This is a genomic window from Polyangiaceae bacterium, assembly GCA_020633235.1.
Lineage (GTDB): Bacteria > Myxococcota_A > Polyangia > Polyangiales > Polyangiaceae > JACKEA01.
This window is the reverse complement of record JACKEA010000006.1, coordinates 31,418-43,846: the sequence shown is the minus strand read 5'-3', so window position 1 is coordinate 43,846 and position 12,429 is coordinate 31,418. Positions and strand designations below refer to the sequence as shown.

Below are 12,429 nucleotides of genomic sequence, written 5' to 3'. Positions count from 1 at the left end.
TGCCGGCGCGACGCCAGGGGCACCGCGATGGGTCGCGACGTCCGGGGCGCGACGGGGATCGCGCCGGACCAACATCCTGATGCTGAAGAAACGAAATGGCCCGGTTCACGTCATCGAGATGGCCGGCACGGTGCCGTTCGATCACTCGAAATGCATCTTTCAGCCTGGTCCAGGTTTGTTGGAGCGCTCAGAGGTCGGGGAACTCGGGCTGCTTGCGCGACATGAAGGCGGTGATGCCGTGGGCGCACTCGCCGGAGGCGATCAGGGCGACGGCGCGATCCATTTCCAGCGTGAGGGCGTCGGACTGTGACAGGCCCGGCGTGCGGCGCAGCACCTCGAGGGCGCGGCGCACGGCGCGGGGGCCGTTCTTGGCGATGGCGCCGGCGAGCTCGAGGGCCGCGGCGAGGGCGCCGTCGCTCTCGCTGACGCGATTGGCGAGACCGAGGGACAGCGCCTCTTCCGCGGAGACCTTGCGCGCCGTGAGGATGAGATCCGCCGCGCGGCCGGGACCGATGAGGCGCGTGAGGGCGACGCCGCCGCCCCAGTCCGGCATCAGCCCGAGGCGCACCTCGGAGAAGCAGAACACCGCGCCGGGATCGACCACGCGCAGATCGCAGCGGGTGGCCATCTCGGCGCCGCCGCCATAGGCGAGGCCGTTCACGGCGGCGATCAGCGGGACGGGCAGCGCGCACAGGCGATCGATGACGCGGCGCTCGCGCTCCAGGAACGTGCGCACGGGGCCTTGGTCGTGGCTCTGGATGGCCTCGACCAAGCCTTGCACCTGGGGATTGTCGGGGGACAGATCTTGTCCGGCGCAGAATGCCTTGTCCCCGGCGCCGGTGAGCACGACGGCGCGGGGCAGGTCCGTCTCCACCTCGGCGATGCGTTCGTCGAGGGCGACCCACATCGCTTCGCCCATGGCGTTGCGACGCTCTGGGTGATCCAACGTGATGATGGCGGTGTTGTCTTTGCGCTCGAGGCGGACGGTCCCGGCTTCCATGACGGAACGATGCCCGAGCGGCGCGCGGGGCGCTAGGAGGTCATGTCGAAGTACTTCACGGCGGTTTTGCGATCCACGCGGCGGGCGACCAAGGGGAGCACCGCGAGACAGGCCAGGAGCAGCAGTCCGGCGCCACTGAGCAGACTGCCCACGCGGACGACGAGACTCGCGTCATCCATGACCATGGGAGTGAGCGCCAGGAGCATGCACACGACGCCGAAGGGGCCCGCGGCGAGGGACCCGTAGCTGGTGGGGGCCTGCTCGGCGTTCGGCGTGCGGAGGGGTGCGTCTTGCAGCAAAGAGGCGATGGCCCTGGCAAAGGCGACGCCGTCGGTGGTCTTGCGGAGCTCGACGACGCGCAGCACCTTGCGGGGCAGCACGACGAACACCGCGGTGCGATCTTCGTCCGGTCCGTAGTCTCGCTTCACGCGCCACGTGGTACGGGTAACGTTGCGCACGTCGCTCACGGGCACGTCCACGCCGGGGGCGCGGAGGCGCAGGGTGCTGCGGGTGGATGCCGTGCGATAGTCGTCCGAGCTCTCGCCGGGCACTTCGTAGACTTCGAGCTCGCGGACCTCTTGGACCCACGGCTCCAAGCTGGCGAACACGGTGGCAGCGACGGCCAGCGCGGCGCCCACGAACGACAGGACCCAGTGCAGGGTGCGCTGCGCGGGCGCGTAGACCACTACCGCGGCGAGCACCACATTGGTGGCGACCGCGACGGCCAACAGCGGCGTTGCGAGCACGCTCGCGGGCGGCCAGCCGCGCACGGTGACGCGGCCCTCGTTTCCGCGGCGCTCCAACAATACCCGGCCAAAGCTCTCGTGAGGGGGTTCCACGAGGGGGAATGGTTACGCGGCGGCGAGCATGAACGGAAGCGCTACCGGCTCGAATCCACGGGTCCGGCGGCATTTCAAGGGGGGTTCGCGGCGCGAAATCGGTTGACATGTAAACTGTTCGCGGCGCGCTCGCCCCCCTTTGAGCCGTCAAGGAACGCACACCCGCAAACGACCGCCGCGCACGGGCGGTCGACGGCGCCCGCGATTTTCCAGCGTTTCCGCGGGCACGCGCGTTGCTTTGGGGCGCGGCATGCGTCGCTTGGCACTGGTCGCAGGCGTGTTCGCCCTCGCCTGCAGCTCTTCGAACGACGACCCCGCAACGCCCAAGGTCGACGGGGGCGCGGACGCCGCGGCGCCGGAGCCCGCGGTGCGCTTCTTGATGGACGGCAAGGAAGCCGTGCGCGCGTTCTGGGGCGACCCCGTCACGATCGAGGTGACCGGCATGCCGCCCGGCAGCAGCGTCACGCTGCGCGCCCGCGCGGACATCGTCAATCAAGAGGCAGAGTCGTGGGCGACGTACACCGCGGACGCGAGCGGCACCGTGAACGTCGACACCACGTCCGCCGTCGACGGCAGCTACACCGGCGTGGAGCCCGAAGGGCTCGTGTGGTCGATGACTCCAGCGACGGACACCGCGGACGAGCTCGCCTTCGACGACTTTCGCGTCCGCGTCGAGAGCGAGGGTGCCACGGTGGCCGAAGGCACGCTCGGTCGCTACTACCTCGCGGACGACGTCACGCAGATGGACGTCGTCGAAAGCGGCCTCGTCGGCGCCTTCTACGCGCCCCCGGGTGGCGCCCATCCCACGCTCATCACCTTCGGCGGCTCCGAAGGCGGCCTCACCGGCGGTCAAACCCTGGCGTGGTACTACGCCTCCCTCGGCTACAGCGTGCTCGCCCTCGCGTACTTCAACGTCCCGGGCCTACCGCAGTACCTGACCCAGGTACCCCTCGAGTACTTCGACACCGCGCGCCAGTGGCTCGAAACGCGCCCCGAAGCCGATACGACTCGCATCGCCGTGATGGGAGGCTCCCGCGGCGGAGAGCTCGCCCTCGCCCTCGGCGCCACCTTCCCCTGGGTGAAGGCCGTAATTGCGTCGGTACCCAGCGGCGTCTCTTGGGGCGCGCCGCAGTTGGGCAACACCGAGGTCAGCTCCTGGACCTACCAAAGCCAAGGCCTCGCCTTCGTCCCCTTCGACTGGACGGCGCAACCCACGTTCACACAAGACGCCGACGGCGTGGAGCTCGAGCACGACCGCGCGTTGTTCGAGTCCTCCATCGCCAAAGCAACGCCCACGGAGCTCGATCTCGCGAGCTTCCGCGTCGAACAAACCCAAGGCCCCATCCTCATGATCGCGGGCGCGGACGACCAACTGTGGCCCAGCTGCCAGCTGGCGCAGATCGCGTGGGACCGCCTCGAGAAGAGCGGCCACGTCGACAAGTACGGTGACGAGCTGGTGTGCGCGCCCGACGCCGGGCACTTCTCCCCCGTCGTCGGCTCCCCCACGGTCGGCCTGCATCGCGCCTACCATCCCATCACGAAGCAGTGGCTCGCGCTCGGTGGCACCCCCGCCGGCACCGCCCACGCCAAGCGCAACGCCGACACCAAGATCCGCGCCCTGCTGCAGAAGGCCCTGGCCAGCCCGTAGCCGCGCCAAGCGCGGTCGCCCTCCACCTTCATGTAATGGGTTTGTTGGTCCGTCGCGGAACCTCGCGTCACGAACACGAAGGCCGTCGCGGAACCTCGCGTCACGAAACGCGGGCGGCGCCACACCCGCGGACACTGGCCGCGCTGTCTTAGACCCACTGTTCACCTGGGTTGACCACCATCGGTGCCACTCCGACGAGAGCGACGGACAGGTGCCGCCGCTGCCGCGCGTCGTTCGAGGGCGGACCAAGCGGCCGGAATGTCTGCAACGATGGCGATCCGAGACGAGTGCGAAGCGGACGACAGAATTCGACGCCGCGAAGACGATTTCAGTTGACGAGATTTCGGACGCTCCGCGCTCTCATTTCGTCGCTCTCGTTCGCACAGTGCCTGCGCAGTGCACGCATGCGCCCACTGGGCGCGGTTCGAAAGCAAATCGCTCTTCGAGCTGTCCCCGTCTGCGAAAGCGTCTCGAGAGGGCGCTGAAGAAGGCGAATTTCCCATGGTATGCCCGGGGAAACCACGGGGGTTTGTGTCGTCATCGTCCAAAGCCATTTCCGTAGAACCGTCTGCCACCGAGCGCACTGCGCTCTCCGCACTTCAAGACCTCTCCAATCGCGATCTCTGGTCCAGCGCGGTCGTGGCCAACGCCGGTCGGCGCAAAGCCACCGCGCACTTGGTCGCCCACCTCGCCGAAATCGACCGGCGCGGTGTTGGATCAGGCAGCCGGCTGGAATGGTCGCGGCACGGGGTTGGGCCCCCGTGCGGGGTGTGGGGCGCAGCCCCACCGAGAATGCCGGCGGGGCCGGCGCCGACTGGCATCGAATGAGCACAGGCGCGGGGCGCTGTCGGTCTGGACACGTAATTCAACCCTACTCCTCCATGTACGACTTCTGCGTGCGCGGCCTCGGGATGAGTGAGGGCACGGCGTATCGGAGCATCGCCGGGGCGCGGGCAGCGCTCTCGTTTCCGGTGGTGCTCTCGCTGATCGCCAGCGGAGATCTGCACCTCTCCGGGCTTTCGCTCTTGGCTCCGCGGCTCACTCGGGAGAATCACGCTGCGCTCCTGGAAGAAGCCGCCGGCAAGACGAGCGCGGGGATTCGCGTCGTGCTCGCGCGCTGGTTCCCGAAGCCCGACGTCCCGGATCGGGTCAAACCCAGTGCCGGGAAAGGGTCGCGGGCCGGCGTCGAGCCGCTCTCGGAAGGGCGCTTCGAGGTGCATTTCAGCGCCAGCGAGAGCCTGAAAGCGAAGCTCGAGCACGCCCAGAATCTGATGAGCCACGTGAGCCGGGAGCTGGAGGTCGTGGTCGAGCGGGCGCTCGACGCGCTGATTCGCGAGCTTTCGAACAAGCGCTGGGGCGTTACGGACAAGCCGCGCCGCTCCCGCGGAACGAAGCCGGGCGAGCCCGGCCGTGCAGCCCGGCGCGAGGTGTACGAGCGCGACGGGGCCCAGTGCTGCTTCGTATCGGAGTCTGGCGTGCGTTGCACGGCGAAGGCGTATCTCCAGTACGACCACATCGAAGCCACCGGCATCGGTGGTAGCGATGGCGCCTCCAATGGTCGGGTGTACTGCAGGAGCCACAATTTGAATGCGGCCAAGAAGACCTTCGGCCGCGAGTACGTCGAAGAGAAGATTCGCCTTCGTCAGCGAAGGCGTTCAGACACCGAGGACGCTGCGGATGCGGAGTCGCGGGAGAAGCAAGACAAGCTCCTCCTGGCGCTGACGAGCCAAGGCTTCAAGAAGGCCGAAGCCAAGAAGGCGACGGAGAAGCTCGCTGCCGAAGCCCGCAGCCTCTCGCTGGAAGAGCTGCTCCGTCGTGCACTGGCATTGCTCGTTCCGCGATAAGCGGGATACGCGCGCGGGCTGATTCCGCGCCGAACGGACGCTGGGCCGCAGCTTGTGAGAGAGACCGACTCAGGTGAGCACTGGGCTTAGACCCACTGTTCACCTGGGTTGACCACCATCGGTGCCACTCCGGCGAGAGCGACGGACAGGTGCCGCCGCTGCCGCGCGTCGCTCGATGGCGGACCAAGCGGCCGGAATGTCTGCAACGATGGCGATCCGAGACGAGTGCGAAGCGGACGACAGAATTCGACACCGCGAAGACGATTTCAGTTGACGAGATTTCGGACGCTCTGCGCTCTCATTTCGTCGCTCTCGTTCGCACAGTGCCTGCGCAGCACGCGTGCGCCCACTGGGCGCGCGTTCGAAAGCAAATCGCTCTTCGAGCTGTCCGCGTCTGCGAAAGCGTCTCGAGAGGGCGCTGAAGAAGGCGAAATTTCCCATGGTATGCCCGGGGAAACCACGGGGGTTTGTCATGTCATCGTCCAAAGCCATTTCCGTAGAACCGTCTGCCACCGAGCGCACTGCGCTCTCCGCACTTCAAGACCTCTCCAATCGCGACCTCTGGTCCAGCGCGGTCGTGGCCAACGCCGGGCGGCGCAAGGCGATCGCGCACTTGGTCGCGCATCTCGCTGAAATCGACCGGCGCGAGCTCGTGTACGACGAGGGATACTCGTCCATGTACGACTTCTGCGTGCGTGGCCTCGGGATGAGCGAGGGCACGGCGTATCGGAGCATCGCCGGGGCGCGGGCAGCGCGCTCGTTTCCGGTCGTGCTCACGCTGCTCGCGAGCGGAGATCTGCACCTCTCCGGGCTTTCGCTCTTGGCTCCGCGGCTCACGCAGGAAAATCACAGTGCGCTCCTGGAAGAAGCCGCCGGCAAGACGAGCGCGGGGATTCGCGTGGTGCTCGCGCGCTGGTTCCCGAAGCCCGACGTCCCGGATCGGGTCAAACCCAGTGCCGGGAAAGGGTCGCGGGCCGGCGTCGAGCCGCTCTCGGAAGGGCGCTTCGAGGTACATTTCAGCGCCAGCGAGAGCCTGAAAGCGAAGCTCGAGCACGCCCAGAACCTGATGAGCCACGTGAGCCGGGAGCTGGAGGTCGTGGTCGAGCGGGCGCTCGACGCGCTGATCCGCGAGCTGGAGAAGAAGCGCTGGGGCAAGACGGACAAGCCGCGCCGCTCCCGCGGAACGAAGCCGGGCGAGCCCGGCCGTGCAGCCCGGCGCGAGGTGTACGAGCGCGACGGTGCCCAGTGCTGCTTCGTGTCGGAGTCCGGTGTGCGCTGCACGGCGACGGCGTTTCTCCAGTACGACCACATCGAAGCCACCGGCATCGGTGGTGGCGATGGCGCCTCCAATGGTCGGGTGTACTGCAGGAGCCACAATTTGAATGCGGCCAAGAAGACCTTCGGTCGCGAGTACGTCGAAGAGAAGATTCGCCTTCGTCAGCGAAGGCGTTCAGACACCGAGGACGCTGCGGATGCGGAGGCGCGGGAGAAGCAAGACAAGCTCCTCCTGGCGCTCACGAGCCAAGGCTTCAAGAAGGCCGAAGCCAAGAAGGCGACGGAGAAGCTCGCTGCCGAAGCCCGCAGCCTCTCGCTGGAAGAGCTGCTCCGTCGTGCACTGGCATTGCTCGTTCCGCGGTAAGCGCGATGCGCGCGGGCTGATTCCGCGCCGAACGGACGCTGGGCCGCAGCTTGTGAGAGAGGACCGACTCAGGTGAGCACTGGGGTTAGACACGATCCGCGCTGGCGCGGGTTGCTTCACCGTGTTTCTCACCCGCGGACATTTGGCCGCGCTGGCGCTGGCGCGGGTTGCTTCACCGTGTTTCTCACCCGCGGACATTTTGCCGCGCTGTCTTAGACGCGATCCGCGCTGGCGCGGGTTGCTACGCCGTTCTTCTCACTCGCGGACATTTGGCCGCGCTGGCACTGGCGCGGGTTGGCACGGTGCTGCTTGCGCCCGGCGCCGGCGCGGAAGCCCTCGCGCAGGCGCGGAAGCTGGTGGGACCCCTTCCGGAAGAGCTCGAACAGCTCTTGAAGATCAACGACGGCGAGCGCGAGGTCGGCGGCCTGCTCGGCGGCTATGTGCTCCTGGGCTGTGCGTCCCTCGGCTCGGAGTGGGAGCAGTTGCAGGAGCTGCACGCGCAGGGGCTGCTCGGAGAGTGGAGCTCGCGCTGGTTGCCGTTCGCGAGCGACTTCGGCGGTAACTTCCTGCTCATCGACGCCGACTCCGGCGCCGTCTTCGAGCGCGACCACGAGACCACGGAGATGCTCCAGCGCGCGGAATCCTTGCGCGCGTACTTGGAAGAGCTGGCGCGGGAGCTGAACGACGGTCTGTGGAGCTGGAAGGACGATGACGGCGAGCACTGGCTGACGCGCGCCGGCGACACGAAGGACGAGGACGGGGCGTGGCTCGTCGGGCAGCCCCAAAGTGTGTTGGAAGCGGCCGACCAGCGCCTCAGCGTCGCGCCGAGCTGGACCGAGCGCGACGAGATCCTCGTGCGCGTGACCGCGGCGCTACGGCTCGACGCCGCGGAGTGGTTGACGCGGCACTGGGACGACCCCGAGCTCTCGAACGGCGCACGCATCCAGAGCGCCGCCGCGGTCTTTCCGCCCCGCCGTGCGGTGGAGCTGGCGCTGACCCGCTACGGGGGTCGCGTGGAGCTCCTCGAACCCGTGGCCAGCGCCGCGCTGCTCGATCATCTCGAACGCTCGCCGCCCGAGATCGCCGCGCGGGAGTGGGGACCCGTCGTGGCCGCCAGCCGTCCGCGCTGGGCACGACTGGAAGGATGGCTCACGCGGGGCCGGCCCCTGAGTCTGATTGCCCTCGACGCGATCTTGGTCGCCACCACGAATCTGCTGCCCTTTGAGACGCGAAGCGGCAAAGCGCGCCCCAAGGCCGAATGGCTGCTGGAGGACGCCCCCGCAGTCGAGAAGCTGAAAGCGCGGCTGGAGGCGTTCGCTGCGAGCGACGGGTCCGCCCGTGTCAAGAAGACGATCGCCGTGCTGCTGCCGGCGTTGAAGTGACGCGCTCGGCGTCGCGACGGGTATCGCGCCGTCCCGACATCCAGATGTAGGGCAACTATTTGCTCCGATTCGTGATCGAACCGGGGGGCATGGTCGACCATGTGTCCCGGTTTGATCACTCTCGTGAGCGTTTTTCGGACGCTCTCGTGGCAAGCGACGCTGCCGAGCGGGGATCAGGCGATGTTGCCGACGGGCAGGGCGAGGACGAAGCGGTTGCCACTGGGGCTACCGGGCTCCACCCGAATGGATCCGCCATGCGCATCTGCGGCTAGCTTGCAGAAGGCCAAGCCGAGGCCGTGGCCGCGCCCCACCTCACCGCGGGCGAGCGGCGAGAACACCTTCGCGGCCTCTCCGGCGGAGAGCGGCTCGCCCTGGGACACCACGTCCACCTCGAGCCCAGTGGAGGAGGCGGACACGCGCACCTTCACCGGCGACTTCGCGGGCGAGTAGCGGAACGCGTTCTCGATCAGGTTCGACAAGACGCGCTCCATCAGATCCGGATCGAGCTGACCGACGGCGGGCTCCGGCGGGAGCTCGAGCTCGAGGCGATCGCGATACAGCGGCTCGTGGAGCTGCGTACGAATCCCGCGCACCAGCTCGGAGAGATCCGTGGTCACCGTGCGTGCCTTCAGGCACTCCACGTCTGCCAGGCAGATGTCCAGAACGTCCAGCAGCATGCGCTGCATGCGCCGAGCGGACGCCAAGATATCCCGCAGTAGATCGCTCTGATCCGCGTTGCTCATGGCCAGCGCCAGGATCGCGGTAAGCGGTCCACGCAGATCGTGGACGACCATGGAGGCGAGCATCTCTTTCGTCTTCTGCCGGTGCTCCATCGCGTCGAACTGTTGCTGCAAGATGGCTTCCTTGCGGTGGAGCTCGAGGGCGGACGTCGCCAGCTTGGCCAGCGCGTCGAGCTGCGCCAGCTGATCGGCGTCCAAGCTGCGGGGCTGGGAGTCGACGATGCACAGGGTGCCCAGGCCGTGCCCTTCCGGCGAACGCAATGGGACGCCGGCGTAGAAACGGATGTTGGGGTCCGCCAACACCAAGGGGTTATTGGCAAAGCGCGGATCCGCCGTTGCGTCGGAAACCACGAGGGGACCGTCGTCTTCCACGGCGTGCGTACAGAAGGAGACGTTTCGAGAAGTCTCCTCCGCGCTCAGTCCAACCTTGGACTTGAACCATTGGCGGTCCGCGTCCACCAAGCTCACCAGCGAGATGGGAACTCCGAAGAGCGATGCGGCAAAGGTCGTGATGCTGTCGAACAGAATGTCCGGAGGCGTGTCCAGCACCTCGTAGTCACGCAGCGCCTTCACCCGCGCTGCGTCGTCGAATCCAGCTCGCATCCGGTTCCCCTCTCGTGCATCAACGAGCCAGTCCATCCAATCAGCGCTCCAATTGCAACGTGGTTCTCGGACCTACCTCGCGTCCGGCCTTGTCCTGGTCGAAGCGGGCGGACAAGCGTTACGTAAGGTAACTTTCTTCAGCCGCGCTCAATACTGAAATCACTTGTCGGCTGCCTTTGTTGGTGCAGCGCGATGCCGTCCCTTGTCGAGCACATCGCGTCGTGGAAGCGTCGAGCCCGTGAGCAGGGGCTACAAGGTCGGGATCGCGCTGTTCGTCGTGGCGGCGACCCGCTGTTTCGGCTGCACCTACGCCACGCCCAAAGTGCACGCCCCCGAGCGCTCGGCGCAGCTCTCGAAGCACCGCCTGGAGCTCACCGAGGTCACCGTGGTGAACAACGGCGTCGAGGTTCCCAAGGAGATCGCGGCGTACGTCCACGAGGCCACCCAGGAGATCCTCGAAGACGCCGCGCCGCCCCATCCGGGGTCGCGCGCAGCCAAGATGAGCGTGCACGTGGACTTAAAGGACGAGCAGAACTACCCGGCCATCGTCGGGGCGCACGACGGCTGCGGCGCGGTGCCGCTGTTGGTCGCCGCCCCCGCCGGCGTCAAGCTGGAGAGCGCCAAGCTGAGCGTGGACGTCGCAGTGGAGACCGACGGCAAGCGGCTGCGCGGCCATGGCGAAGCCGAAAAGGAAGGCAGCCTTTACGTCGACGCGCGGCGACGTGCGCTCGCTGTAGCGCTGGACCGCGCGCTCGCAGACGCCACGAAGGGCGGCTGAGCGCGCGGTCGCGACGCGCGGCGGCTACAGCTGCAAGTCCCACCAGCCGCAGTCGTTGCGGATCACCGAGAGGTAGCCGTCTTGCGTGGCCTTGCAGTCACCGGTCACGAACGGTTGGCCCACGGTTTGGTCGTTCTTCTCGCAGTGGCAATCCCATCCGCCGCCGGTGGAGGCATCACAGATGAATTGATACTTGTTCTGCGACTCACAGACCACGGAGGCTTTGCACGTCGTGCCACCGAAGGTGTCCAGATAGTCGAGCACGCACTTCTCACCCCCGCTGTTGTTGTTTCCGCCGGAGCTGCCTCCCGACGAGCAGGCGCCAAGGGTGATCAAACCGAAGACGAACAGGATCGCGTAGCGCATCAAAACCTCCTTCCCGAGAGCGCATCCTAACGTCGCGCACGCCCCGAAACCAGGTGCATTGCGCGACACATTATGTCGCATTGGCGTGGACATTCTCGACCCACCGTGCGGGTGCAAAATATTTTGCGCCTGCTTCGCGCGGGTCCAAACGCAGACACTTGTGCCAGCTCAACGCTCCAAGTTGCCCAGTTCCGCCCGCAGAAAACCGTTCGGTTCCGAACGACTCATGCCAATTGATGTTGGTGCGGCGCGATGCCCGTCGTGGCGCGCGCTCTCATCAGCTGCCCGCGAGGCAGTCGAAGCGCGCGAGCTTCACTCGGGTGCGCGAGAGCATGCCAGGCTGTGCCACGGATGCGTTTCTGGCCGGGGCGCGTACGCCAAACTGTGCCAGCACGACGACTCTGGTCGTATGCCTTGCGGAGCAGCTAGCTCCGGCGCACCCTTTCCGCCATGACTTGGCAACGCCGCCTGCGTGACCTGCTGCTCGCCGGAGGGACGCTCGCGATGGTGGCGTGCTCCAGTGAGAACGGTGACGGGAGCGCCTCGAACGGCGGCGCGGGGGGTACCGGCGGGAGTGGCGGCACGTCCGGAAGCGGCGGAGTTCCGTGCTGCAACGCCAACTACGATCCGTGCTGTCGCTTCGAGTATTGCGGCGAGCCAATGTCGCCGGCGTGTGCCTGCAAGCTCGACGGCGGAGCGTACGATCCGACCTTCGACACGTGTGGGCCCGGAGACGCGGGAACGGACGGCGGCGGCGATGCCAGCGTGGACGCCAGCGATGCGGCCGCTGACCAGTGAGCTGCCCCCGCCGCAGCTCGAGTGCTTCTCCGATGAGCAACTGCGCTTCGCGACACTGGCCTGGCCCATGCGCGCAGCGGAAGAGCTGCGCTCCGCGCTGATCTTCCGCGCCCTCGCCCATTCTGCGCGGCAGCTGCTACCACCACCCTGGCCGGCGCGGCTTCGCGATGCGGTGCGTGACGAGCTTCGCCACGCTCAGCTGTGTGCTCGCGTTGGCGCGGCGCTCGGCGCGCCGCAGCCCGAGTACGACGCGCAGCCCGTGCGCGCGCGGCTCGCGGCGCTGGCCGAGCCGTGGCGGCGCACGGCGGCGCTGCTGTTGGTGGAGGTGGCGATCGGCGAGACCCTCTCCATGCTGCTGTTTCGCGCCGGCAAACAGAGGGCGAGCGAGCCGCTCACGCGCGCGGCGCTCGCGGCCATCTTGACCGACGAAGCACGCCATCAGCGTCTTGGCTGGACGGCGCTCGCCACCCTTTGGCCGCTGTTGCTCCCCGGCCAGCGCGCCATGCTGCAGCGCGAGGCGGCGGCGGGGCTCGCCGCCTGCGAACGCCAGCAGGCGGTGCCGGCTCTGCGCTGGCTCGAGCAGCGGCGCGCGTTCGATCCCGCGTACGCCGCGCTCGGCGTGTTGCACCCGGAAGTGCGCATCGAGGTCTTCTACGACGCGGTGGAACGCCTCGTAATCCCGCGGCTCACGCGGCTGGGCCTCGACGGCGCGCGAGCGTGGAGCGAGCGATACCGGCGCTAGCCCCACGGGGGTTCCGCCCGCGGAAATCCGTTCGGTTCCGAACGACTCAT

Annotated in this window: 11 protein-coding genes; 7 read left to right on the top strand and 4 right to left on the bottom strand. The window is 67.6% G+C overall.

Annotated elements, in window-relative coordinates; genetic code table 11:
• Window positions 1-187: 187 nt before the first annotated feature.
• A complete protein-coding gene (locus H6717_29965; GenBank protein MCB9581294.1) occupies window positions 188-1,000 on the bottom strand; it encodes an enoyl-CoA hydratase/isomerase family protein in 813 nt (270 codons plus the stop codon).
• A 32-nt stretch (window positions 1,001-1,032) separates the two neighbouring features.
• The gene (locus H6717_29960; GenBank protein ID MCB9581293.1) at window positions 1,033-1,839 is read right to left on the bottom strand and encodes a hypothetical protein; all 807 of its coding nucleotides are present in this window, start codon (window positions 1,837-1,839) and stop codon (window positions 1,033-1,035) included.
• 250 nt (window positions 1,840-2,089) lie between these two features.
• Between H6717_29960 and H6717_29955 the strand changes: the two genes are divergently transcribed.
• The 4 genes from H6717_29955 to H6717_29940 all read left to right on the top strand — a co-directional run bounded on the left by H6717_29955 (window position 2,090) and on the right by H6717_29940 (window position 8,352).
• Window positions 2,090-3,487 (top strand): acyl-CoA thioesterase/BAAT N-terminal domain-containing protein, encoded by a 1,398-nt coding sequence (locus H6717_29955; GenBank protein MCB9581292.1) that lies wholly within the window; start codon window positions 2,090-2,092, stop codon window positions 3,485-3,487.
• Between the two features lie 881 nt (window positions 3,488-4,368).
• On the top strand, window positions 4,369-5,331 hold the full coding sequence (locus H6717_29950) for a hypothetical protein (protein MCB9581291.1): 963 nt from the start codon (window positions 4,369-4,371) through the stop codon (window positions 5,329-5,331).
• A gap of 472 nt (window positions 5,332-5,803) precedes the next feature.
• Entirely contained in the window at window positions 5,804-6,970 is a 1,167-nt protein-coding gene (locus H6717_29945; protein ID MCB9581290.1) for a hypothetical protein, read from the top strand.
• A 269-nt stretch (window positions 6,971-7,239) separates the two neighbouring features.
• Entirely contained in the window at window positions 7,240-8,352 is a 1,113-nt protein-coding gene (locus H6717_29940) for an SMI1/KNR4 family protein (GenBank protein ID MCB9581289.1), read from the top strand.
• Window positions 8,353-8,525: 173 nt separating this feature from the next.
• Here H6717_29940 and H6717_29935 read toward each other — a convergent pair whose 3' ends face one another.
• Window positions 8,526-9,695 carry a GAF domain-containing protein gene (locus tag H6717_29935; protein MCB9581288.1) on the bottom strand — a complete coding sequence of 390 codons (1,170 nt, stop codon included), beginning with the start codon at window positions 9,693-9,695 and terminating at the stop codon, window positions 8,526-8,528.
• A 238-nt stretch (window positions 9,696-9,933) separates the two neighbouring features.
• On the opposite strand from H6717_29935, the gene H6717_29930 reads away from it, so the two are divergent.
• Window positions 9,934-10,473 (top strand): hypothetical protein, encoded by a 540-nt coding sequence (locus H6717_29930; GenBank protein ID MCB9581287.1) that lies wholly within the window; start codon window positions 9,934-9,936, stop codon window positions 10,471-10,473.
• 24 nt (window positions 10,474-10,497) lie between these two features.
• Here the strand turns inward: H6717_29930 and H6717_29925 are convergent, their stop codons facing one another.
• Window positions 10,498-10,839: a hypothetical protein gene (locus tag H6717_29925; protein MCB9581286.1), complete on the bottom strand. Its 342-nt coding sequence runs from the start codon at window positions 10,837-10,839 to the stop codon at window positions 10,498-10,500.
• 450 nt (window positions 10,840-11,289) lie between these two features.
• On the opposite strand from H6717_29925, the gene H6717_29920 reads away from it, so the two are divergent.
• Window positions 11,290-11,637 carry a hypothetical protein gene (locus H6717_29920; GenBank protein ID MCB9581285.1) on the top strand — a complete coding sequence of 116 codons (348 nt, stop codon included), beginning with the start codon at window positions 11,290-11,292 and terminating at the stop codon, window positions 11,635-11,637.
• Complete coding sequence (locus tag H6717_29915) at window positions 11,618-12,379, top strand: ferritin-like domain-containing protein (GenBank protein ID MCB9581284.1); 762 nt, start codon at window positions 11,618-11,620, stop codon at window positions 12,377-12,379. The genes H6717_29920 and H6717_29915 overlap by 20 nt, the downstream gene beginning before the upstream one ends.
• The last annotated feature ends 50 nt before the right edge of the window (window positions 12,380-12,429 follow it).